At 51.2% G+C, this 22,376-nt stretch carries 23 protein-coding genes; 13 read left to right on the forward strand and 10 right to left on the reverse strand.

The annotated features are described in order from the left end of the window. Positions 1-80 precede the first annotated feature (80 nt). Positions 81-614, reverse strand: a complete 534-nt coding sequence (locus tag JQN73_RS20750) for a hypothetical protein (RefSeq protein WP_205320806.1) — start codon at positions 612-614, stop codon at positions 81-83. Between the two features lie 629 nt (positions 615-1,243). Here JQN73_RS20750 and phaP point away from each other — a divergent pair. From phaP to JQN73_RS20765, 3 genes are all read left to right on the forward strand, one after another. After that, positions 1,244-1,792: a TIGR01841 family phasin gene (gene phaP / locus JQN73_RS20755; protein ID WP_205320807.1), complete on the forward strand. Its 549-nt coding sequence runs from the start codon at positions 1,244-1,246 to the stop codon at positions 1,790-1,792. Positions 1,793-2,234: 442 nt separating this feature from the next. Further along, a complete protein-coding gene (locus JQN73_RS20760; protein ID WP_205320808.1) occupies positions 2,235-2,648 on the forward strand; it encodes a CopG family transcriptional regulator in 414 nt (137 codons plus the stop codon). A 23-nt stretch (positions 2,649-2,671) separates the two neighbouring features. Continuing rightward, the gene (locus tag JQN73_RS20765; protein WP_240162344.1) at positions 2,672-3,928 is read left to right on the forward strand and encodes a PHB depolymerase family esterase; all 1,257 of its coding nucleotides are present in this window, start codon (positions 2,672-2,674) and stop codon (positions 3,926-3,928) included. A 172-nt stretch (positions 3,929-4,100) separates the two neighbouring features. Here JQN73_RS20765 and JQN73_RS20770 read toward each other — a convergent pair whose 3' ends face one another. The 6 genes from JQN73_RS20770 to JQN73_RS20795 form a co-directional block, all read right to left on the reverse strand. Further along, on the reverse strand, positions 4,101-5,447 hold the full coding sequence (locus JQN73_RS20770; protein ID WP_205320809.1) for an MFS transporter: 1,347 nt from the start codon (positions 5,445-5,447) through the stop codon (positions 4,101-4,103). Between the two features lie 74 nt (positions 5,448-5,521). Next, positions 5,522-6,640 (reverse strand): porin, encoded by a 1,119-nt coding sequence (locus JQN73_RS20775; protein ID WP_205320810.1) that lies wholly within the window; start codon positions 6,638-6,640, stop codon positions 5,522-5,524. A 233-nt stretch (positions 6,641-6,873) separates the two neighbouring features. Then, positions 6,874-7,350: a type II 3-dehydroquinate dehydratase gene (gene aroQ, locus JQN73_RS20780; RefSeq protein WP_205320811.1), complete on the reverse strand. Its 477-nt coding sequence runs from the start codon at positions 7,348-7,350 to the stop codon at positions 6,874-6,876. A gap of 95 nt (positions 7,351-7,445) precedes the next feature. Then, entirely contained in the window at positions 7,446-8,333 is an 888-nt protein-coding gene (locus tag JQN73_RS20785) for a sugar phosphate isomerase/epimerase (protein WP_205320812.1), read from the reverse strand. Then, positions 8,330-9,178 (reverse strand): shikimate dehydrogenase, encoded by an 849-nt coding sequence (locus JQN73_RS20790; protein WP_205320813.1) that lies wholly within the window; start codon positions 9,176-9,178, stop codon positions 8,330-8,332. The genes JQN73_RS20785 and JQN73_RS20790 overlap by 4 nt, the downstream gene beginning before the upstream one ends. Continuing rightward, complete coding sequence (locus tag JQN73_RS20795) at positions 9,171-10,055, reverse strand: 4-hydroxyphenylpyruvate dioxygenase (protein WP_205320814.1); 885 nt, start codon at positions 10,053-10,055, stop codon at positions 9,171-9,173. Before JQN73_RS20795 ends, JQN73_RS20790 begins: the two co-directional genes overlap by 8 nt. Positions 10,056-10,185: 130 nt before the next feature. Between JQN73_RS20795 and JQN73_RS20800 the strand changes: the two genes are divergently transcribed. Then, the gene (locus tag JQN73_RS20800; protein ID WP_205320815.1) at positions 10,186-10,968 is read left to right on the forward strand and encodes an IclR family transcriptional regulator C-terminal domain-containing protein; all 783 of its coding nucleotides are present in this window, start codon (positions 10,186-10,188) and stop codon (positions 10,966-10,968) included. A 61-nt stretch (positions 10,969-11,029) separates the two neighbouring features. On the opposite strand, the gene JQN73_RS20805 is transcribed toward JQN73_RS20800, so the two are convergent. Beyond that, positions 11,030-11,875, reverse strand: a complete 846-nt coding sequence (locus JQN73_RS20805; protein ID WP_240162345.1) for an IclR family transcriptional regulator C-terminal domain-containing protein — start codon at positions 11,873-11,875, stop codon at positions 11,030-11,032. Positions 11,876-12,088: 213 nt separating this feature from the next. Here JQN73_RS20805 and pcaH point away from each other — a divergent pair, with 213 nt between their 5' ends. The 4 genes from pcaH to JQN73_RS20825 all read left to right on the forward strand — a co-directional run bounded on the left by pcaH (position 12,089) and on the right by JQN73_RS20825 (position 16,158). Next, positions 12,089-12,781, forward strand: a complete 693-nt coding sequence (gene pcaH, locus JQN73_RS20810; protein WP_205320816.1) for a protocatechuate 3,4-dioxygenase subunit beta — start codon at positions 12,089-12,091, stop codon at positions 12,779-12,781. Positions 12,782-12,796: 15 nt separating this feature from the next. After that, positions 12,797-13,315, forward strand: a complete 519-nt coding sequence (locus JQN73_RS20815; RefSeq protein WP_205320817.1) for a protocatechuate 3,4-dioxygenase — start codon at positions 12,797-12,799, stop codon at positions 13,313-13,315. A 64-nt stretch (positions 13,316-13,379) separates the two neighbouring features. Beyond that, a complete protein-coding gene (locus tag JQN73_RS20820) occupies positions 13,380-14,765 on the forward strand; it encodes a lyase family protein (RefSeq protein WP_205320818.1) in 1,386 nt (461 codons plus the stop codon). Positions 14,766-14,895: 130 nt separating this feature from the next. After that, entirely contained in the window at positions 14,896-16,158 is a 1,263-nt protein-coding gene (locus JQN73_RS20825; protein ID WP_205320819.1) for an alpha/beta fold hydrolase, read from the forward strand. A 161-nt stretch (positions 16,159-16,319) separates the two neighbouring features. Here JQN73_RS20825 and JQN73_RS20830 read toward each other — a convergent pair whose 3' ends face one another. Together JQN73_RS20830 and JQN73_RS20835 are read right to left on the reverse strand one after the other, a co-directional pair. Then, complete coding sequence (locus JQN73_RS20830; protein WP_205320820.1) at positions 16,320-16,535, reverse strand: hypothetical protein; 216 nt, start codon at positions 16,533-16,535, stop codon at positions 16,320-16,322. Positions 16,536-16,649: 114 nt separating this feature from the next. Next, on the reverse strand, positions 16,650-17,219 hold the full coding sequence (locus JQN73_RS20835; RefSeq protein WP_240162614.1) for a type 1 glutamine amidotransferase domain-containing protein: 570 nt from the start codon (positions 17,217-17,219) through the stop codon (positions 16,650-16,652). A gap of 451 nt (positions 17,220-17,670) precedes the next feature. Here JQN73_RS20835 and JQN73_RS20840 point away from each other — a divergent pair, with 451 nt between their 5' ends. The 5 genes from JQN73_RS20840 to bcsA all read left to right on the forward strand — a co-directional run bounded on the left by JQN73_RS20840 (position 17,671) and on the right by bcsA (position 22,376). Next, complete coding sequence (locus JQN73_RS20840) at positions 17,671-17,922, forward strand: hypothetical protein (protein ID WP_205320821.1); 252 nt, start codon at positions 17,671-17,673, stop codon at positions 17,920-17,922. Positions 17,923-18,465: 543 nt separating this feature from the next. Further along, entirely contained in the window at positions 18,466-18,927 is a 462-nt protein-coding gene (gene bcsD, locus JQN73_RS20845; protein WP_205320822.1) for a cellulose biosynthesis protein BcsD, read from the forward strand. 10 nt (positions 18,928-18,937) lie between these two features. Then, entirely contained in the window at positions 18,938-19,420 is a 483-nt protein-coding gene (gene bcsR, locus JQN73_RS20850; protein ID WP_205320823.1) for a BcsR/BcsP family cellulose biosynthesis protein, read from the forward strand. Further along, positions 19,417-20,202, forward strand: coding sequence for a cellulose biosynthesis protein BcsQ (gene bcsQ, locus JQN73_RS20855; RefSeq protein WP_205320824.1), 786 nt, complete (start codon positions 19,417-19,419; stop codon positions 20,200-20,202). The genes bcsR and bcsQ overlap by 4 nt, the downstream gene beginning before the upstream one ends. After that, positions 20,199-22,376: a UDP-forming cellulose synthase catalytic subunit gene (gene bcsA / locus JQN73_RS20860; protein ID WP_205320825.1), complete on the forward strand. Its 2,178-nt coding sequence runs from the start codon at positions 20,199-20,201 to the stop codon at positions 22,374-22,376. Before bcsQ ends, bcsA begins: the two co-directional genes overlap by 4 nt.

Below are 22,376 nucleotides of genomic sequence, written 5' to 3' on the forward strand. Positions count from 1 at the left end.
AGTTGCTGGCGTTTGTGTTTCACCGACCGCCATTGTGTCGCCGAACACCTCTTCCCCTACCTGCGTCTCGATGCGTGGCCTCAATTGCAATTGGGTGTCGACGTATAGCGATATCCCCAGAAGCCCGTCGATACAGGCACATCATAGTTACGCTGATTAATACCGATATTCTTCCAGGCGTCAGGACAAACGTAGATTTGTTCACCATGTCCGTCCACCACGACATTTAATCCGTACCAATGTTGAACCATTCCCTTTCCCTCCTCCTTACCGAGGATAGTCATTGACTCGACTTGTAGTGGCTTACTGGCGATGGCGATGTTTGAATAAAAAGCGAAAGCACATGTGGCCAGTGTGACTCCTTGCCAGAACATCAAAATTATTGCTAACTTTGTACCGCCGCTTACATTGTGAAGAGAATATTTTCCGATGATAAAACATACTATGGTGGCTAAAATGACGCCTATGCAAAGTCCAAACGTTGCCAGGCGGCCAGCATCAAATGTTACTTCCATCTGATTGCTGCTCAATACAAAGGCAAGCAAGCCAGCAAAGAACATTCCCATAGCCACGTATATCATTAGCTCAAATTTCCGGCTTTGGTATGGCGCCATCAAAATTCCTATTATTGTTGCGTCATTCCGATGTGACTTGAGACGACAAAAACGTCCAAGTAATGCGTACCGCTAATAGCTTCTAAATTTTACCTTGCAAACTTGCTGATAATATTATCTCCGAGATAACTACTAAAATAGGTTTTACTTTTCATTTTGCCAAATAGATTGCTGAAATTGCAATTGAACGCAGCATACACAGTTCATTGCCCTTCTGTCCAAAAATGAATCTGTTGGCGCGAATGTATTTAGCAAATGATTGTCTCGATGGCGTCATTTATCGAATAGCGCATGGGTAAAAAGTTGAGTATTGTAGCGATGTAATTGATCGCGGGAGGGCGATTTCCTGGCAATTTAAGTCATTCTCTTATGTTGGGCGGCCAGCGTCTGATCGAAAGATGTTGCCGGTGCGGCTATCGTGCCAACACCCCGCTAAAAGCCATGTCATGTGCCGCAAAGGAGAATGTTGTTGCAATTACTACACGCTTCTTTACCGACTTTTCCCAAAAACAGAATTAGTCAAAAAAAAGCTAGACATCCATTAATCTTCGCGTAGAATAATATTTGTTGCAGCGCACCATTTACCGAATTTCTGCATAACCTCATTCTCGACCTACCAGGAGTTTCTTATGTTTTCGAACCTAGATAAATTTTCAGCTGCAACAAAAGCCGCGTTTGAATCACAACTTTCGACAACGAATGCACTCATCAGCAAGCTGACAGAAAGCGCTGAAAAGACAGTAGCGTTGAATATCGCCGCTGCTAAAGCTTACGCTGAAGAATCCAGCATATCAAGCAAACAGTTGCTTTCCGCTAAAGACCCGCAAGCTTTTTTCGCGCTTATCGCTTCACAAGCTAAACTGAACGCAGAAAAAGCGGCTTCTTATAGCAGCCACCTGACTGAAATCGCCTCTATCGTTAAAGCCGATTTAACGCAAGCGGCTGAAGCACAAATTGCAGAGTCGAAAATCAAGGTTACAGCGCTAGTTGACGAAGTCGTCAAGAGCGCACCTGCAGGTTCAGAAAATGCAGTCGCCATGTTGAAATCTGCCGTGAGCAATGCCAACGCTGGTTACGAACAACTCAGCAAGACTACCAAGCAAGCTGTGGAAACTGTAGAAGCGAATGTTGCTAAAGCGACCACGCAACTGTCGCAAGCGGCTAAAAAGGCTGCTTAATCGCCAAAGTCACACCAGAATTACACCAAAATGGTGGAATTCAAATATAAGTAAAATGGCCGCATTTGCGGCCGTTTTACTTTTTGACAAGAGTTAGATCGCTAATAGATCTGTTTCAGCCACCTTCGGCAAAAGAGTTTTAAACGCAACTCAGACGTCCCATCCTCGCCGGTTTTTTTTGCAACCGTTACACTTCTCCGTTGTTTGCCCTAACCTCCCCTCGTCTCATTGCCGCCTCATTGTCGTGTCGCTCACCGCCATTTCGACCATCCGCTTTCTATTTGAGCAGATTTAATTTCTGAAGCATCGCCAAAGTTACTGCCAGTCGGCCGGGTCGATAAGAGAAGTTTAGTAGCTTTGCTAAATTTCACCTTGACAACCATCGTCCGAAGCCTAAAATAACATCCATGTAGATGGTGTATAGATTCTATCTGGAGGAGTTATGAACGTAGTCGCCTTAAAACCCAAAATCAGTGAAAGCGAAAAAATCACGATTAATCTGGGATTAATTGATTTGGGTCAGATCGACCTGTTGGTGCAAGAGGGATTTTATTCAAATCGGACTGATCTCATCCGCACTGCCATTCGCAATCAACTCGCAATCCACGCGGAAACAGTGAAGCAAACAGTTGCGCGTAAAAGTCTGGTGCTGGGTTTGCAAACTTATTCTCGGACAGATTTGGAAGCATTACGCGACAGCGGGCAAACGTTACATATACAGGTGCTTGGACTAGCCACCATCGCCTCCGATGTGTCCGCAGAATTAGCTTTGGCAACCATTGCGTCCATCTCTGTTTTGGGTGCATTCCATGCAAGCGCCGCCGTAAAAGCAGCATTGTCGCAGCGCATCCATTAAACCAACCAACCCGAAAGAGTCCAATGAACCTAACCCAATACATCCGCGATCAAATGCGCCAAGTCACCCGACACTTAATGTCGGGCAAAACTGCAGAAGCGAGTGCGGCGATTCAAAAAGTGCTTGACGAACTGCCTGCGCAACCCGGCGCATCACTTCCTCCTCTGCCGACGTTTTTACGTGATAGGACGCAAAACAAAGATGCCGACCACGCGGCCGCAAGCGTCCCGGCGACAGACTTCGTGTCCGACCTGTTGAAGCGATTAGGCGTGCCGTCACCGCTTGATGGTGCAGCGAATGGTGTCAAAGATTTTGAGGAAAAACGCGCATCGCTTACGCCGGAGGAATTAGAGGCCGAACGGGCTGAAGGGCATGGTCAATTTTTAACCAAATCGTTCACCAACCACGCCGGCACGCGCAGTTATAAACTCTATATTCCGTCTTCGTACCAAGGCCAGGCGATGCCGCTGATGATAATGTTGCATGGATGCACCCAGAATCCAGACGATTTTGCAAATGGCACCGGAATGAATATTGTCGCTGAAGAGTCTCAATGTTTTGTTGCGTATCCAATGCAGACCCAGGCAGCAAATGTTTCGAGATGCTGGAACTGGTTTAATGCCGTGGACCAGCAGCGCGATCAGGGTGAGCCATCGATCATCGCCGGGATCACCCAGGCGATCCTGAATGACTATAAACTCGATGCGCGCAAAGTGTATGTGGCAGGGCTTTCTGCCGGTGGCGCAATGGCGATTATCATGGGAACCACTTATCCCGATATGTATGCCGCAGTGGGTGTACATTCCGGCTTACCTTACGCGGCTGCGCATGATTTGCCTTCCGCTCTTGCGGCGATGAAGGGCAATGCAGCAGGCGTGCGATTCAACAGCAAACAACCTGCTGGTACGCGGCTGCATTCGATCCCTATTATTGCTTTCCATGGCGATCAGGATGCGACGGTCAGTCCGCATAACAGCGAGCAATTGATGACCCAAAACGTCCCGGAATTCACCTCAAACCAGGGTGAAAACGAACCCGATAGGTCTCAACAAATCAGGCCGGTCGTGATCGTTCAGGAAGGTAAGGTCTCGGACGGGCATCGTTACACCCAGACCTCGCATCATGACGATAGCGGACGCTCGATAGCTGAACACTGGTTGATTCATGGCGCGGGGCATGCCTGGGCCGGTGGCGATAGGAGCGGTACCTATACCGATGGCAAAGGCCCCGATGCGTCACGAGAAATGATGCGTTTTTTTTCAACCCAATCACTTAGTTAGCACCACGTAGTTAGCAATCACCCTCCGAGGGATGAAAATCAAGACTTCTGAGGGTTACCGGGAAATACTGCGCCCCATTGATGCAATTCTGCATCAATGGGGCGCAGTGACTATCTGCCAGAAGTTCGCATGTGCTTTAACGCGGTAACAGCACCCGATAAATTCTTATCAGTTATAGCTTACCCAATTCATTCATCGGTGTACGGAAGGTTTCCTTCGCTGTCAACACAGAGACCGCCGAAATCACTGACGTGATCGTGACGAACACCGCAACCGGTACCCACCCATCTATTCCAGGCCGAAGAATCGCGGCGCTGATCGTTGGCGCAAAACCACCCAGCGCAAAGCCGATCTGTGTACCGATAGCCATGCCCGATAAACGCACCCGGGTATTAAACATCTCGCCATACAACGACGGCCATATCCCATTTGCCGCACTGTAAACAACGCCAGACAAAAGCAGGCCCAGAACAAAAATGAGGGGAATGTTGGCATGACTAAGCGCCCACATATATGGCCATATCAGGAATGCCGACCCAAGCGCGCCGAACACAAATACCGGCTTGCGACCGATACGATCCGATAACATCGCAAAGGCAGGGATCGCTGCTAACGCAATCACGTTGGCCAAAACCAGTACGGTCAACATGGTCGCGCGCGGGATGTGCACCGTATTGACGGCGTACGAAAGTGTGAAGACGCTAAAGATGGTGCTTACCACCGATATTAGCGCAGCAAAAATAACCCTGACCAGATTCGCCTTGTAGTCGCGCAACAGCACAGCGACCGGCAATTTAGCTTGGGTATGCGACTTTTCTTCCTCGTTGAATGCCGGTGTTTCAGGCAAGGTACGACGCACCCACATACCGACCGCAACCACAATCGCACTCAGGAAAAACGGAATCCGCCATCCCCACGCCAAAAGCTGATCCTCTGGCAATGCGGAAATCGGAAGATAGATCAACGTCGCCAGAATCAGTCCCGCCTGCGTGCCACTCAACGTAAAACTGGTGAAAAATGCACGACGGTGCGCAGGTGCATGTTCAAGCGTCATTGAATTTGCACCCGCCTGCTCGCCTGCAGCCGACAAGCCTTGCAACATGCGTAGCACCACCAAACTGATTGGGGCGGCGATGCCGATCTGTCCGTAAGTAGGCAACAGACCGACCATAAACGTTGAAATCCCCATCAGCAATAAAGTAAAGGTCAGTACTTTTTTGCGACCATATTTATCGCCGATATGCCCCAGCAAAACAGCGCCGATCGGACGCGTAACATAGCCGACGCCGAAGGTAGCAAAGGCTGCAACTGTCGCCGTCACCGGATCAAAAGAGGGAAAGAAAATCTTTCCAAATACTAGTGCCGCGGCAGTGCCATAAATGAAAAAATCGTAATACTCAACTGCACTACCAATCCAACTGGCGAAGGCCGCTTTACGCGGCGAACGTTGTGCTGTTTTTTGCTCTTCGCCCGTGCGGCTCTGGGCCCGATCTTGTTGCGAAAACGTCGATGTAGACATAGCGTCCTCCATAAACTTTGATTAGTCTTACATTAAAAGAACGGATTCTTTTAATGTCTCCGGTCCAAAAAGGCTTAGAAGCGATGTAAAACGCCGGCTTGCAGACCCACCAGGCTTCGGCCGTTGATATCGGTGCCCGCCAGATTTGCCGTAGGTCCAGCCGATCCACTGAAACGGAACCCAGCGTTCGTATCGTTCTTCATGTAGTTCGCAAAACCGTAGAACGTGGTCATCTTCGACAAATCGTAATAAGCACCCACGTTACCGCCTCGTGCACCGGCACCTCCATTCGAAGTGTCTTTCATGACGCCGTACAATGCACCCACGCGGAACTGCTGCGTGAGACGATAGTCGGCCGATACCTGATAGATGTTATACATCCGCAGTACGCTTGGATTACTACCGGTAAACAAGTTGGTCGGGATGCTGACATTGCTCAGGATGGCAGTGGCATCATTACCGTTCGCATTGCCCGTTACATTATTGCTGCGCACGTAAGCAAGATAAACCTTGCCCTTGCCGTAATCATAGTCAGCATAAAGGTTGTGATAGACGACCGCGTTCGCGTAGATCGCGCTTGCCGTTGGTTTGGCCCACAATCCTGCATAGCCAGCGCGGTACGGACCATTGGTGTAATCGACTCCCGCCTGATACACACCGCGCTTACCTAGTGTTTCGCCCGCAGTTTCGTTCATGGCGTAATGGAGATCGAACTGAAAGTTGGCTAGACGCGGGGATTTATACGAGATGTCATTATCGTAGCGCGATGGTACGCCGAAGGTGTTGATGATCGAACCGAACGTCGTCCGCTCGGTATAGTCAATGGCGCCGCCGATAAAGAATATGATGGTGTTCTGGCGACCAATACGAAATTCACCCCCCGGTGTATTAATACCAACCCAGGCTTGACGATCAAAAATACGCGGAGCATCAGCCAATGCACCTGTATTAGCGCCGAAACCTTGCTCGAGCGTGAACTTGGCCTGATAGCCGTTGCCCAGATCTTCGACCCCGCGAAAGCCCAGGCGACTGCGCAAAATCGCCCCGTCGTCCAAACCAATGACGCTCTTTCCACTGCTGCTATGGATATAACCGATGTATTGATCCACATCGCCATATATTGTGACATTTGTTTGTGCTTGCGCGAAGGAACACGCGACCAGGCCGCAGGCTACGGCTAATTTTTTCCCCATTACATCTCCAGATAGTTTGTTTTTTATGTGTTCCGCAATGCTTCAGAAAGACATCACGCTATATTCCCCTCAAGTACCCACCGAAGTGAGGGGCCTCCGTACTTCCATACCAAAATTTAACCGTGGCGCCGTGCTGTCAGGCGCTCATACCCGCCTGAGACGGCAGACCAGCTGTGGCTTCAGACTTTTCCATTTTGTTCACATTTTTTGCTGACTGGCCTTGTCCTTCAACCTCAATGCGAAAGTTGAGGTGCAGGTTGCATCGCGAGCGCAGCAATTGCCAGCGCATATCCCTCAACACCAAAGCCCAGCATCACGCCATGCGCAACCGGCGACAACCACGAGCGATGGCGAAACGCTTCACGCGCATGCACGTTCGAGATGTGCAGCTCGATCAGATGCACAGATGCACCCTTAATGGCATCATGCAAAGCGATCGAAGTATGGGTATAAGCGCCGGCATTGAATATCACCCCGGCGAGATAGCCCGCCGCTTGTGCCGCGCCTGCTTCGTGAATCCAGTCGATCAACACGCCTTCGTGATTCGATTGGCGAAAATCGAGGGTGAATCCATGCGTTTCGCAAGCACCGAGACACAGGCGCTCGACGTCAGCCAGTGTCTGCCCGCCATACACCGAAGGCTCGCGACTGCCGAGAAGGTTAAGATTCGGCCCATTGAGGACCAGGACGGATTTTAGGTCTGTCGTCATACTGTCTCCCTTAAAGCTTTGTTATTTTTTTATTCAACTACTTTTATTCAACATTTTTGGCTCGCCGCGTTGTTGGTATCGCCGCGTTACTATTACTACGCCATGGTCGGATGCCCGGCGGTTGGCTGGCGCACCTGAAGGCTGCGCCGAAGCACTTGATCCGTGACCCACTTGGTGGCGCGGTGGGCCCGGCGGGCAACAATATCCGGTGATAATTGTAAATAATCGTCGTTAAACACTTCAAAACTGTAGTCGCCGCGGTAACCTGCACGGTCCAAGCGCCGCAACAAATCGGACAGCTCCTGCGAATGGGCACCCTCACCCGGGAAAACGCGCAAATGGCGCGCCGTTTCGAGCCGTTCTTCAGCGCTACGAATATCGCGCCACATGAAATCCGACAGCTGCACCATCGCTATCTTGTCGCTTGGAATATCTTCAAGCCCGTCGAAGTCGGCCTGATTCGCCAGCATGTGAAACGAATCAATCACCACACCAAGATTGGCGTGGTCAGCTAGTTCAACCGCTTCCCACGACTGGGTGTACTGATTAATATGACGCCCCCAGGACAAAGCTTCGAAGCCGATCTTGACACCCAGCGGCACCGCCAAAGTCGCCAGCTTAGCCAGATGACGGGCGATCAAAGACATATCTCCGGTGGCGTGTGCAGAGGTACTCGAGCACACCATCAGCAAAGGGGCGCCGACGGCCTTGCACATCTGCAATAAATTTTTAGCGATGTCGAGTTTATATTCATGCAACGTGCCGGACAGCCCTTCAAAGTCGCGCATCACCTGAATGCCGGTGACCCGGACCCCACTGGCTTTCACCAGCCGCACGGCTTCGTTTAAGCCGCCCGGATGTCCGGCCAAATCCTTGGCCCACAACATAATTTGAGAAAATCCAGCGACCTTGGATGCCATCAGCTTTGATTCAAGCGGCCCAGCCAGCGTGATGCTGTCCATACCGAAGTTGCTCAGATTCATATTGCCTCCAGCGCCCGAAAATCGTCCGAGGAAACGCCAGGCCAGCCAAATAACGCCAGGTATAAAGGCGCCTGTTCGATCATCATTTCCCGGCCCTTCTGAATGCGACAGCCTCGCTTTTGCGCTTCGATCAGCAAGCGCGTCATTTCAGTCTTCATGCCGCAATCGGCGACGATGCAGGAAGCCGCGACCTGACTCAAGTCGACTGGCATCGGATCGTCTGGGCTCATGCCTAGCGGCGTGGAATTAACCACCAAATCATAGCCTTCAGCCTTCGGCGTTCCAATCACCACCTGAGTCGCCGGAAATGCTTGCTGCAAGCGCTCTCGCAGCGCTTCTGCCTGTGGTAACCGAGTATCGTAAATCGCCACGTGGCCGATGCCACGTGTTGCCAGCGATGCCGCTACGGCGCAACCGACACCACCGCTGCCGACCACCAGTGCGCGTGCTTGTGCCCAGTTAAATGCCGCTCCATTTAAGGTGCGATCAAAAGCGCGTACAAACCCTTCGCCGTCGATTAGATCACCGATAATTGTTTTGCCGTCGTCCGCTTTAAAAATGGCGTTGCAAGCACCAGCCAGCATTGCTCGGGAAGTTGGCTGGTCCACCGCGTCCACACTCATCGGCTTATGCGGAATCGAGACAAAAATGCCACCCACGTTCTCTATCGACATCAAGGTGCGAACCGCCGCACCATAAGCCTCTGGCGCGATTTTGAGCGGAATAACACGGGCATCTATCCCGTATTTTTCAAAGTAGGCATTAAACAACGCGGGCGCTTTGACTTGCTCAACGGGCCATCCGATAACGGGAAAAATGCGCGTAGTACCAGAAATATTAAGCATCGCCACGCTCCAGATCGCTGACAACCAGTTCGAAACTGATGCCACTCTTATATAACTGCGTCAAGGCACCCTTTTCGCTCGATTGAGTCGGTTCACGGTCAATAAAAATGATGCCGCGTTGTTTCAGTTCCCGAACCGCAGCCAGCACATCCGGCGCGCCGAGTCCGATCCGAATCAGTTGTTCGTCCCATTGCAGTCCTGCTGCACCGTCTGGCGGTTCCACCAATTGCAGATAAAAACGATGACACGGACTTTCGAGCAGGGTCCCTTTGGGTAGTACGCCAAAGTAATGGCCCTGCGGCAGTGGCCGAAAATCCATCAGTTGTTGATAAAAGTCGATCCACTCCGGCGAACGGTCGCGGCCAATGGCCTGCACCACCCCGAAGAAATGCAAACCTGCGATTGCCGGTGGATTAACCGGCGCATTGGGAATTGATTTGAAATCGACGTCGTAGATGGAAAAATCACGAAAGCGGTCAACAAAATACAGAATCGAATCGCCAGCGCCGTGGACGCCGGGGATATTCAATTCCATGGCCCCTGCGCGGGTTTCGATCGCCCAGGCTCCCATCGAGATCGCATGACGATAAGCCACGTCAGCATCACGCACTCGCAGCGCAATGGCGCTGATGACGGTGGTTTGCAAATCAGTGTCCGATTGCGGCAAAGCGCGTGGATCTGCATTGACAATCACATTCATTGTGCCTTGTCGATACAGCGTTACTTCACGCGAACGATGACGTGCCGTGGAGACAAAGCCCATTTGTTCGAGCAGTGCCCCAAGCGCCAGTGGTTGCGCGGTCGCATACTCAACGAACTCAATACCATCAATACCGAGGGGATTATTAGGCTCGGGGTTTTGCTCTTGCGCAATCATGGGGATCCTTTGCAATTTGATATGCGAAGTATAGAAACGTGATGCGGGGAAGACCAGTGCCGAAAAACCGCTATACTGCGTTAATCGCTCAGTCGGCGCGATTAACGCACAATTTCAGGATTATTTTCAGATGAAAAAACCGGCGTTGCAAAATATTACGATTGCCAAACGCGATTTGATTGAAGGCCTGATCAAAGGCATCGACGTCATTACCGCTTTCAACGATGACGCGGCGCGCATGACCGCAACAGAACTCGCAGAGAAAGTGGATATCAGTCGCAGTGCGGCACGTCGCTATTTATTGACGCTGGTGCACATTGGCCTGGCATCGACCGATGGCCACAATTTCTGGCTAACGCCAAAAGTCTTGAATCTGGGACGTTCCTATTTAGACTCTGCGCGCCTGCCTCGCGCAATTGTGCCCTTTCTTCAGCGCCTGACTTTACAGTTGCAAATATCCACCAATTATTCCGTGCTCGAGGGCGATGACGTGGTGTATGTGAGCCGGGTCAACGCCCCACAAGCGCTGACGTCCGGGTTCGAACCCGGAACCCGATTGCCTGCCTACACCGCCACCGCTGGCCGAGTGCTTTTGTCCGCGAAGCCCGACGCAGATTTACGTGTCTATCTCGAGCGCGTCCAACTGGTCTCATTTACCCATTTAACCGTGCTGGACAAAGAACAATTATTCAATGAATTGGTGACGATCCGCGCGGACGGTTTCGCATTGACCGAAAACCAATATGAAATTGGGTTACGCGGCATTTCAGTCCCTATAAAAAGCCGTAGCGGCGCACTAATCGGGGCGCTGAGCGTGTCAATGCTGATTTCGAGTTGCTCAAAAGCCGAAGCCATCGCACGCTGCGTTCCCGCTTTGCAGGCGACCGCGAATACGTTGATGATGTGGGTGTGATAGCGGCTGTTTTTTGTCTTGCGCCGGTTTCGTTCCTCCCACGTAATCCTGTCGCGCCGGCTTAGAGCAACGCTGCCAGCTCGATCTGCACCTTTAGCAACGCCGGCAGGCAACGCTCCACAATGTTTTCAATAGGAATTCGCGCTGCATGAACACTAACATTCACCGCAGCTACGGTTTCGCCCCGAAAATTTTTGAGCGGCACCGCAATGGTCCGCAGCCCTAATTCAAGCTCCTGGTCTACCACAGCGTATCCCTGGGACCGGGTGCGAGCAATCTCCAGCAGTAGTCTTTCTTTATTAATGATGGTGTGCGCGGTGATAGGCTCCAATTGAACGCGCGCTAACAGTGCCTCTATCTGAGGCTGAGATAAGCTTGCTAGCAGAACCCGGCCGTTAGCAGTACAAAATGCCGGGACACGGGTTCCCGGCTGTAAGGTCGCCGACACCAGACGACCAGCGCTGACTGCAGCAACGCATACCAGCTCGTCATGATCCAGGACGCCAGCGGACGCTGCTTCTTCCAACGAATACGCCAAACGATAGAGTAACGGCTGGACGATGCGGGGTAGCCGGGCCGAATGCAAATACGACTGGCCCAGTCGCAATACCTTAGGAGTCAGTGAAAACAATTTCTGCTCGTGCCTGACATACCCCAGGTGCGACAAAGTGATCAGATAACGCCGCGCGGCGGCACGCGTCAATCCGATGCGTCGGGCGACTTCACTGATGGTGAGCCGGGATCGTTCCTGATCGAAAGCCTCTATCACTTGCAGGCCTTTTTCAAGTCCCGCAATCAAATCTCGCTTTTGAGGTGCGTCTTCCTGTGGTATTTGGCGTGTGGTGTTCGACGCCGCCCTTCCGGCATCGTGGCTCGGCGTCGTTGGATTAGAATCTGTTTCGCTCATAAATCCTCCCTTTTGGGCGATTGTCGCACAATTTGGGCGCGATACGGCCGTCACCGCGCACCAGCTACTTGTTCGACCGGGGATCAGCGCTTATGATCAATTTCAATAATTTAAACAAAACATGAGACCCACAAGCAAACATGCCTCGGCATAGCTCATACCGGACTGGCGACTTAATTTGCGTTGAAGCACTATCACAACAAGGAGTTTTACGTGAGATTCGAACCTACGACGACCGGGGTATATCCGAGCCTGGTCTATTTACCTTATGCCTCTACGCTAAAGCGCGGTCCGACCCAGCCACCGCTGCGTATTCGCGCTACAGCGCCAGTCGAGACAAACATTACGGTTTCCAAAAGCTTGATCCTGCCGCACGACATGGACCTTACCGCGCAAGGCCAGGGCGAGCCGTTGGGCGAAAAAATCGTGGTGACCGGACGGGTCTTCGATGAAGACGGACAGCCGGTACGTAACTCGTTACTGGAAGTGTGGCAATGCAACTCCGCCGGTCGCTACTGGCACAAACGCGATCAACATGACGCGCCGCTTGACCCAAACTTTTTCGGCTTCGGCAAGATGCTCACGGATGACGAAGGACGATACCGTTTTGTGACCATCAAACCGGGCCCTTATCCGTGGGGCAACCATCACAAAGCGTGGCGTCCGGCCCATATTCACTTCTCATTGTTTGGCAACGTTTACGCGCAACGGCTTGTCACGCAAATGTATTTCCCCAGCGATCCGTTGTTTGACTACGACCCAATCTTTCAAAGCATTCCCGACCTCGCCGCACGTCAGCGTCTAATCGCACACTTCAGCATGGACGAGACGGTTGACGACAAAATGCTAGGCTATCAGTTTGATATCGTATTGCGCGGTCGCGATGCGACGCCAATGGATCTTTAAAAAAGGAAATACAACATGGACTCTACAATCACCACATCACAGACCATAGGCCCTTTCCCCCACGAGGCATGGCGCTGGGGCGTTGATGCTACCAACACGCTGGTAACTAATGCACCCGTTATCTCCATTAGTGGCATATTGCACGATGGCGATGGCCATCCGATCAATGATGGATGGATTGAAGTCTGGCTGCCCGAAGCAGTTGCCGCGGAATCGTCACAAGCGATCCCGGGCTTTCGCCGGATTCCTAGCAATGATCAAGGGGGCTTCCGCATTGAGGTATCGCTAGCGACTCCTGCCGTATCCGGCAAACCGGTTTTGTTTGCGACGATCTTTGCACGCGGCCTGGTAAAACACCAATTCACTGCAGTTTTTCTTGAGGACGATAGCGGCATCGCCCAGTCCGACATTCTCAACCAGGTGCCCGCAAATCGGCGCGATACGCTGATTGCGCGGAAGCTGTCCAATACCGAATATCAGTGGGATATCTGGATGCAAACCGAGAAGGAAACCGTCTTCTTCGACTATATGTAAGTATCACAGTCGTCGTTGTAGTCAGCATTACAGTCATCGTTTTCATCAGCCGATCGGAGCTCAAGTGAGCGTTTCAATATTTGATAGTTTTCTCACCACGCCGGACATGATCGCGCTATTCGACGATGCTTCCGTGGTGCAGGCCATGTTTAGCTTTGAATCCGCTCTGGCACGTGCGCAAGCTGCTGAAGGGATCATCCCGGAAACGGCTGCGCGGGCTATTGCGAGCGTTTGCAATGCCCAGTTGTATGATATTCCGGCCTTGGTCCATGCCAGTCGGCGCGCAGGTAGTCTGGCGATACCGCTGGTAAAGGAGTTAACCAAAACAGTCGCCCTCTTCAATCAAGAATCGGCGACTTTTGTGCATTGGGGCAGCACCAGTCAGGACGTTATCGACAGCGCCATGGTATTAGTGACCCGTCAGGCACTAAAGCTGCTGGACCAGGGATTAGAAGCGCTCACCGAAAGCTTGCTGGGGTTGGCCGAACTGCATCTTTCGACGCCGATATTGGCGCGCACGCTCATGCAGCCGGCACAGGTCACAAGTTTCGGTTTTAAGCTGGTCGGCTGGGCTGCGCCGCTTGTCAGGGCCCGCGTTCAATTGCGCCAGACCGCCCAACGCGCGCTGCAATTACAACTCGGAGGAGCCGTCGGAACGCTGGCAGTTATGGGAGCACAAGGTCCGGCGGTAGTCCAACGGGTCGCCGCCGATCTGGGACTGGCGGTCCCGGACGCAGCCTGGCACACCCAACGCGACGAGTGGGTCCGGCTTGGATTGGAAGTGGCCGTGCTGGTGGGTAGCCTTAACAAGATCGCCACCGACTTGAGTTTGATGACGCAAGGTGAAATTGCTGAGTTGGCAGAACCGTCGGGAAGTGGACGCGGTGGCTCGTCAGCAATGCCGCACAAGCGCAATCCGGTCTCATCAATGATCGCACTGGCGGCCGCGACACGCACCCCGCAACATGCAGCAGCCTTGCTCGCCTGTATGGGCCAGCAACATGAACGGGGGCTGGGCAACTGGCAGGCCGAGTTAGCCGAATGGCCCGGTTTATTCCTCAGCGCCCACGGTGCTCTGAGTGCGCTAGCTGAAGCAATGGCAGGCCTGCAGGTTGATACCGTGCGCATGCGCCATAACATTGATGGTCTGCGCGGATTGGTATTTGCGGAGGCGGTATCGATTTGTCTGGCTGGCGCAATTGGTCGTCCTCAGGCGCACGCGCTGATGGAGCAATTGACGCAGGCAGCCGTGCACAGTGGCACCGATCTGAATGTTGTGGTAGCCGACGCCGTGGGCAACGATGACCGGTTACGGGGTACCGTTGATCTTCAGGCGCTTCAAAAATTGTTTGATCCGGTCGCTGCTGCAGCTCCGGCGGAAGCTCTGGCACGCGGACAATTAAAAACTATCAGAATAACGGTAGCATCGCTAACCGCCCTTCCCTCATGAATGCTGCATAAGCATCGCATAAGCATTACATAAACATTGCACCAACATTCCAACGTTAGACAAACGTTGCATCAGCATCCATTGCAACATCATCCATTCAACATCAATTCTTGATACAGGTAAACAAACCATGAGTTACGACCCAATAGACCATGACTTCGAACGCGGGATGGAAAATCGTCGGCAGATACTTGGTGACGAGTGGGTCAATCGCTCGGTCGCCAACGCCACTGAATTCAACGCTGAGTTCCAAAACCTGATCACGCGCTTTGCATGGAATGATATCTGGGGACGTCCGGGACTGGAGAAAAAGACCCGCCGCGTCATCGTGTTAGCCATTACGATGGCGCTAAGCCGTTGGGAAGAATTCGAACTCCACGCCCGTGCGGCTCTGCTAGGCGATGCCGATACACGCCTGACGCCAGACGAGATGAAGGAAGTCTTGATGCAGGCTGCGATTTACGCGGGCGTGCCAGCGGCGAATACTGCTTTCACGCATGCACAGCATATCCTGCGAGAGATTGGCGCACAAATTGGCTACCCGCTAGCACCATTGTTGCCGGCAAACACCTGCCACCCGGGCATCGGTCGCGAGGGTGCGACGACCAGTAAACCGGCGCTTCATTACAGTGTGCGCGCACCCCGCAGTGGCAAGGCACCGCGCCATACGGTGGTTCTCAGCCATGCACTGGGCTGCGATTTGACCATGTGGGACGGCCTGGCCAACTTATTGGCAGCCGACTGCCGCGTCATTACGTACGATCAGCGCGGTCATGGCAGTTCCGATGCAACTGCTGGATTAACCACCATCGCCGAGCTGGCTGATGATGCGGCGCGACTATTACGTGAACTTGATTCTGGCCCGGTGGTGTGGATCGGCTTATCCATGGGGGGAATGGTCGGTCAGGAACTCGCGCTGAATCACCCGTCGCTCGTTGCAGCGCTGATAGTCGCCAATACCACTTCCGCTTATCCTGAGGCTGCGCGCAACGCGTGGCAGCAGCGGATCGAGACTGTGCGCCAGCAAGGAATCGAAGCCATTGGAGATGCTGTAATGGCACGTTACTTTAACGACCAGTTCCGCAGCAAACACAGCGCCACTGTAACGCGTTTCCGCCAGTGCCTTGTTAACATTGATCCCGCTGCTTATGTAGCTTGCTGTCATGCGGTTGGCAGCGTGGATACTACCGCACGGCTGTCGCAGATTGTTGTGCCGACACTGGTGATTGCCGGTGCGCAAGATCAGGGAACGCCTTTGGTCATGTCGCAGACCTTATGTGAAAGTATCCCAAACGCGCAGCTAATTGTGCTGGAGAACGCATCCCATCTGAGTGCAGTCGAACAGCCTGAAGCGTTTGCTCAAGCCGTTTTAACATTTATGGTTGGGTTGTAATAGAGCTTCATTACAGCGAAACTTCTCACGTCGATTCTCTTGATGCTTTCTGGAAGGCAGTCCTTGTGCGCTGCCGACCACGCCAAAATATTACCTGGCGCCATCAAAAGGCCATTAAAATCCGCTAATCGCAGAATTCGACAGACTTCCCTTGTCGTTCCTCACTTTTTCCTGGTGACTTCCTCGACGCCACGTTGCCCGTGTAAATCGGTATCGACCAATCCATTTTCCAAGTCAATGGCTGCCTGTTTCATTTTATTACGAGGTTGTGTGTGCTCTTCCGGCGCCTCATCCCGCTCATTCGGCTGTCGTGGAACACCATCATTTTTAACCTTCTTTTTGGTATTAATTTCTGTAGAACTGGATTTTTTAGGCATACGTTTCTCACGGTTTTCTTCGATAATTTACGATGCGGCTTATGCCAACGAAATAATCGACTGTATTGCGTCGCCATAAGCTGCTTCAGGCAACTTGCCATCGGGTATTGCGGGTCATCCGATTAATTCCGATACTTCAGGAAACGGCTCGGATGGCTGTTGGAGCAACGCAATAAAAGCTTTATTAAAGGCGGGGATATCATCCGGCTTCCGCGAGGAAACAAAATTCTTGTCGCAGACGACCTCTTCGTCGAGCCAGTTGGCATCCGCGTTAATGAAATCATCCTGCAAGCTAGGCCAACTGGTGAGGGTTCTGTCTTTAACAATGCCTGCCGATATGAGCAACCATCCACCATGGCAGATGGAAGCGATGGGCTTGTTAGCGTCATTGATGCTTTGTACAAATGCACGCGCCTCGGGCGACATGCGTAACGCGTCGCCGTTAACTACACCGCCTGGTAACAAGACCGCTGAATAATCGTCCGGCGATGCTTCCGAAAGCAGGCAGTCTACGTCGACAGTATCGCCTATTTCGGTATGCTGGAACCCTTGCACAACCTTGGTCTGATCCGACACCACATGCACAGTGGCACCCGCCGCTTCCAGCGCCTGCTTGGGCTCTACTAGCTCAGCCTGCTCGAACCCATTTGTCACCAGAATGGCAATCTTAATATCCTGCAGGATTGAATCCGATGCTTGGGCATCCAGTTTTTCGCCTGCGTTTACAGCGTTACTGTTTTGATGGTCATCCGCGGCCGGCGCCATTTCAGGGGCCGTCTCAATACGGGTAATGTTCGAGGACGACACCGGATCACTCGCCGGAAATGACATTTCGTTGGCATTGTCCAGAGCCAATTCGGAAGGACTGCTGCTGGTAGGGTTCGGAGAGTTATCAGAAGTTTGATTTTTGATGGACATGTCAGCTCCTTACTTATGGGTTAGAAAAACAAGTAAAAAATTCTCATTCAATCCGCACATCAAACGTAAGTCAGCAGTTACAGCAATCTCAGACGTTATACGCACCACCGCGCATCGTCGATATTCGATATCTAATCTAAGGGAGTTCTTAGCGCTGCCTGCGGCACACCGTTGCATGCGAATCAGCAATATTTTTTTGCGAGACATGACATGCAACATGGAGGAATCAAATCGCCAGCAAGTTAAGAATAGTGCTTTTTATATCAGTTTCAATAGCGTTCAAGAAAAAAATGGACCACAAGCAAACGGTCATGCATATGTTTGGACATTTCAAACAGTAAATAGGAAAACTTTTGGCATCAATTACGCAGAAAATGATGAATTGCGGTGCTGGTTTTCCGTTGCGCTACCCCTCAAACGAATGGGTATTGTGCCGTCCATATTTGGCGCCCTCCAGAGCAATAGCTGATGCGATAGTCCGCCGAAGACAACGTATACGGTCAAGCCGCTCAATAATCAGTTCGAATTGATCAGAAAACCAAACTCATGGCAGTGGATCGAAAATTTGCGCTAAATTGCGTGCGCTTCGATTATTCCTCAGTGCTGCCGAGATCTCGAATACTTGGGCGATTCGGTGTCAGCGAGGATCCAAAGTTGATAAATGTCAACCACGAAAATATTTCAAATGCATTAATTGTCAGGAAATGTCGAGATTGGTAGAAATACTGACATCTTGATCCCCGTATTATTCTATTTATATGTATACGGGAAACTCAGCTTAGAGCACCAGCAACTTTCGAAGAGCATGGTGCACCTGAAAAGACAGTGGAGACAGTGAAATTGTCGGCATAGTTAAGTTGGGAATGTCAGCTTTCGTCACATGTTGCTGGTTAAAAATTTCACCGTTGGGCACCGCATCAGTTGACAACGTGAAAAACACAATTTTTTTAGTTGATAGAACAGCGTCTTTTATAAAACTTTGGCTCACGGACGACCTTAAGTGAAAGTTTTTATGCATGCCAATAAATCAATAAATTATTACGCAGAACAGCAATCTTCCAGGCAATGGAGAGATTTCCTTAATTCAATGGGTGCGGAATTAACGGTTCAACTCGATCACCGGGAGCTACGCCAACTCATGACCCGTGTCGGGATGCGCTTTGCCGACCGCTTTGAGGTGACGAAGTGCGTGACGTTAGATGACTTACAGCGCTGCATCAATACGGTATGGACTGATTTGGACTGGGGCATGGTGGAGTTTACTGAGAGTAATAACCTGCTTCGCATCGAGCATGCATGCTCACCGCTGCGCGCAGTTTTCGGTGGTGTCAGCTCTAGCTGGAATCCGGCTTTTCTTGAGGGCGCTTATCAGCGCTGGTTTGAGAGTATTGGTATCGACCCGGTGTTACGCGTTCAGCAAGTCGCTGGCGTAGAGGATGAGAACCTACTGTCCTTCACTTTGAGCCGCACATAATGAGGAAGATATGAAATTAACTTTTGACAATGCTATCAAGCCTACATCTAAAGAAGCAAAGTCAGCTACTTCGAGTGCTGGCGACATCAAAGACTTGTTCCTTCAATTCGGTGCTGAGCCGGGTCGTTATCAGGAAATTCTTACGGACAAGCGCATCCATGATTCGGAATTAAACTGGCCTTTACTGTCGAGATTAAGCATCTCCTACGCACTTACGCCACCCCAGGTCCGGATGAATGAGGCCCCTGCTTCGTCCCAGTCCTCAGCATTTCCGGACGTACAGTTATCACAACCAGCGGCTTTGAATCCGCGCGCCATATATGCGCAAGACGAAGACATGAAAGCCAGTTTACTTCAGCATCCCGACACTGTGAAATACCCACAAAGCGTGACGACTAATGTTTTATCCACGCTGATTGAGCGCTTGGCGAAAGTTCCGACTCATTCCATCGCAGATATCTTGCCACCCAGCAAAGTATTAAGAACATCTTGAAACGCATAGCTGTTATATCCGCCAAGGGCGGCGTAGGAAAAACTACGGCAACTGCCAATTTGACCATCGCGCTTGCGGCCGCTGGCCATCATGCAGTCGCCCTGGACCTTGACCCGCAAAATGCGCTACGTTTGCATTTCGGGATAGATCCGTCGTCCATCGAAGGTATTGCGCGCGCGTCATTGGGAGGCAGAACTTGGGGAGAAGTCGCCGTTAAGGTAAAACACGGTGCGTACTGTTTACCGTTTGGTTCTATTAACGAGAATGACCGACATAGCCTGGAAAGCCGCCTATACGAGGATGACGACTGGTTGCTAGACAATTTGGAAACGCTAGGCCTTCCCGAAGATTGCATCGTCTTGATAGATACCTCTCCGGGTGCCTCGGTGTACTTGCGACAAGTTCTGGCGCGGGCCCATTTTGCGTTGAGCGTGATTTTGCCAGATGCAGCTTCTTACGCAACTATTCCAGCAATCGAAGGTTTGCATCAGACATATTGTTCAAATCGACCGGACTTTATCGGAGCGCGCTATTTGATCAATCAGATCGATCAGACAAATTCGCTCAGCCGGAGTATGGCGGACGTACTGCAATTACGTTTGGGCGACCTGGTCATTGGGAAAATTCATCGCGATCAGGCGGTCAGTGAAGCGCTCGCGTTTCAACAAGATGTGCTCGAATATGATCCGTATTCGCAATCAACAAAAGATTTCGTCGTGCTCGCCGAACAGATTTTTGAAGCAGTCAATTCACGTAGTTTAGATAGGCAGGGCCAGTTATGATCGGTGCTTTTTCGACGCGTGCAGGGCGGGCGGCAATTAATCTCACTGATAACGTTTGGTTTAAGGACACCTTATTTGCACGCTGTGTGCGGATACTGCTGCTGTGCCTGAGTGCTATGCTCTTTTGGCTAGTGGTAACGGTGCCATTGGATATGTGGAGTCAGATTCTTTTCGCGACCTGCTGTCTTGTGTTGGCATTTTGGGCTAGGAAATGGCGCACGCGGGCCACCACGATGATCATGGTTGCAGTCTCCCTGATCGCGTCTTCTCGCTACATGTATTGGCGTTTGACGGAGACGCTCAATTCCGGCACAGCACTTGATATCGTACTTGGGATTATTCTGGTCAGTGCCGAGATCTATGCCTTTATTGTGCTTGTGCTTGGCTTTATCCAAACCGCATGGCCGTTACAGCGTCAACCATTGTTGATGCCGGTCGACCTGCGAAGCTGGCCAACCGTTGATGTATTTATTCCTACTTATGATGAACCACTGTCAGTAGTCAAACCGACCATATTTGCAGCGTTGGCACTGGACTGGCCAACTGAAAAAATCAATATCTATTTGCTCGATGACGGTCGACGTCCGGATTTTAAAGAATTTTGCAGTGAAGTGGGCGTAACCTACCTTATACGTCCGGATAACATTCATGCTAAAGCTGGAAATATCAACGCGGCGTTGCCTAAAACTTCGGGCGATTACATCGCCATTTTCGACTGCGACCATATTCCTACCCGTTCATTTTTGCAGATCTCAATGGGATGGTTCGTAAAAAATCCCAATATTGCGATGGTGCAGACACCCCACCATTTTTTTTCGCCAGATCCATTTGAGCGCAATTTACAGACATTTCAAAGCACGCCCAACGAGGGCGAGTTGTTTTATGGCTTGATCCAGGATGGTAACGATTTATGGAATGCATCTTTCTTTTGCGGCTCCTGCGCCGTCCTGCAACGCAAAGCGCTATTAACAATCGGCGGTATCGCTTTTGAAACCGTCACTGAAGACGCGCATACAGCACTCAAACTACATCGTAAGGGTTACGAAACTGCCTATCTGAGAATTCCACAAGCAGCTGGTCTGGCAACCGAAAACTTGTCTAGCCACGTGGCACAACGTACCCGTTGGGCAAGTGGAATGGCACAAATTTTTCGGCTGGATAACCCTCTATTCGGCAAGGGACTGCATTTAGGTCAACGCCTGTGTTATCTGAATGCGATGATGCATTTCTTTTATGCCATTCCGCGAATCATCTTTCTAATAGCTCCTCTCGCCTATCTCATGTTTGGTGCGCATCCGATTGCCGCCTCCGCGATTCAAATTGGACTGTTTGTCATTCCCCATTTGATGCATTCCAACATCACCAATACCAGTATTCAGGGTAAGTTCCGTCATCCATTCTGGAACGAAGTCTATGAATCGGTATTAGCCTGGTCAATTTTACGACCAACCCTTTACGCGATTATTAATCCGAAGATCAGAAAGTTCAACGTGACGAACAAAGGGGGCACCATCATGTCCGCCTATTTCGACTGGATGAACTCCTTTCCCTTCATCGTTTTATTCCTCTTAAATCTGGTCGGCTTCATATTAGGCGTGCTGCGCCTGACGGTTTGGAACGATGGCGAAACCTTGACGGTTATTCTAAACATGTTGTGGACCACTCACAATTTGCTCATTCTGGGCGCAGCAATGGCGGTAGCTAGTGAAACGCGCCAAATTCGGACTAATCCTCGCGTTGAGATGAAAATAACTGCCACGCTACATCTCCCTGGCGGCCGCACCATGTGCTGCGAAACAGAGAATTTTTCTGAAGGAGGTTTCAGTGTCGTTCTTCCCGCACCGTTAAACATTGAGCAAAGCCAGCTACTACAAGTGTCGCTCTATCGGGGCAGTGAAGAATTTGTTTTTCCGGTCAAAGTGATGTACGTCGGAACACAGCAGTTAGGTTTAAAGCTTGAGGGGCTCACTACGCAACAGCAAAAAGAATTAGTGCAATGCACATTCGCACGCGGTGATCTTTGGCTACAACGTTTGAGCAAGGTAACCACCGATACGCCAATGCGTGCCCTCGGGAAGATATTTTGGCTTGGTGCAGGCGGCATTTTCGGATTTATGCGCGCCGCTTCAAAACGCGTACTTCGGACTCCCCAAATTTCATATACGAAAAAGTGA

This window comes from Glaciimonas sp. PAMC28666 (assembly GCF_016917355.1).
Taxonomy (GTDB): Bacteria; Pseudomonadota; Gammaproteobacteria; order Burkholderiales; family Burkholderiaceae_D; genus Glaciimonas.

Coding starts and splice junctions, on each gene's coding strand:
- JQN73_RS20750 (WP_205320806.1), bottom strand. CDS start 614: ATGGCGCCATACCAAAGCCGGAAATTTGAGCTAATGATATACGTGGCT.
- phaP (WP_205320807.1), top strand. CDS start 1,244: ATGTTTTCGAACCTAGATAAATTTTCAGCTGCAACAAAAGCCGCGTTT.
- JQN73_RS20760 (WP_205320808.1), top strand. CDS start 2,235: ATGAACGTAGTCGCCTTAAAACCCAAAATCAGTGAAAGCGAAAAAATC.
- JQN73_RS20765 (WP_240162344.1), top strand. CDS start 2,672: ATGAACCTAACCCAATACATCCGCGATCAAATGCGCCAAGTCACCCGA.
- JQN73_RS20770 (WP_205320809.1), bottom strand. CDS start 5,447: ATGTCTACATCGACGTTTTCGCAACAAGATCGGGCCCAGAGCCGCACG.
- JQN73_RS20775 (WP_205320810.1), bottom strand. CDS start 6,640: ATGGGGAAAAAATTAGCCGTAGCCTGCGGCCTGGTCGCGTGTTCCTTC.
- aroQ (WP_205320811.1), bottom strand. CDS start 7,350: ATGACGACAGACCTAAAATCCGTCCTGGTCCTCAATGGGCCGAATCTT.
- JQN73_RS20785 (WP_205320812.1), bottom strand. CDS start 8,333: ATGAATCTGAGCAACTTCGGTATGGACAGCATCACGCTGGCTGGGCCG.
- JQN73_RS20790 (WP_205320813.1), bottom strand. CDS start 9,178: ATGCTTAATATTTCTGGTACTACGCGCATTTTTCCCGTTATCGGATGG.
- JQN73_RS20795 (WP_205320814.1), bottom strand. CDS start 10,055: ATGATTGCGCAAGAGCAAAACCCCGAGCCTAATAATCCCCTCGGTATT.
- JQN73_RS20800 (WP_205320815.1), top strand. CDS start 10,186: ATGAAAAAACCGGCGTTGCAAAATATTACGATTGCCAAACGCGATTTG.
- JQN73_RS20805 (WP_240162345.1), bottom strand. CDS start 11,875: ATGAGCGAAACAGATTCTAATCCAACGACGCCGAGCCACGATGCCGGA.
- JQN73_RS20815 (WP_205320817.1), top strand. CDS start 12,797: ATGGACTCTACAATCACCACATCACAGACCATAGGCCCTTTCCCCCAC.
- JQN73_RS20825 (WP_205320819.1), top strand. CDS start 14,896: ATGAGTTACGACCCAATAGACCATGACTTCGAACGCGGGATGGAAAAT.
- JQN73_RS20830 (WP_205320820.1), bottom strand. CDS start 16,535: ATGCCTAAAAAATCCAGTTCTACAGAAATTAATACCAAAAAGAAGGTT.
- JQN73_RS20840 (WP_205320821.1), top strand. CDS start 17,671: ATGGAGGAATCAAATCGCCAGCAAGTTAAGAATAGTGCTTTTTATATC.
- bcsD (WP_205320822.1), top strand. CDS start 18,466: ATGCATGCCAATAAATCAATAAATTATTACGCAGAACAGCAATCTTCC.
- bcsR (WP_205320823.1), top strand. CDS start 18,938: ATGAAATTAACTTTTGACAATGCTATCAAGCCTACATCTAAAGAAGCA.
- bcsA (WP_205320825.1), top strand. CDS start 20,199: ATGATCGGTGCTTTTTCGACGCGTGCAGGGCGGGCGGCAATTAATCTC.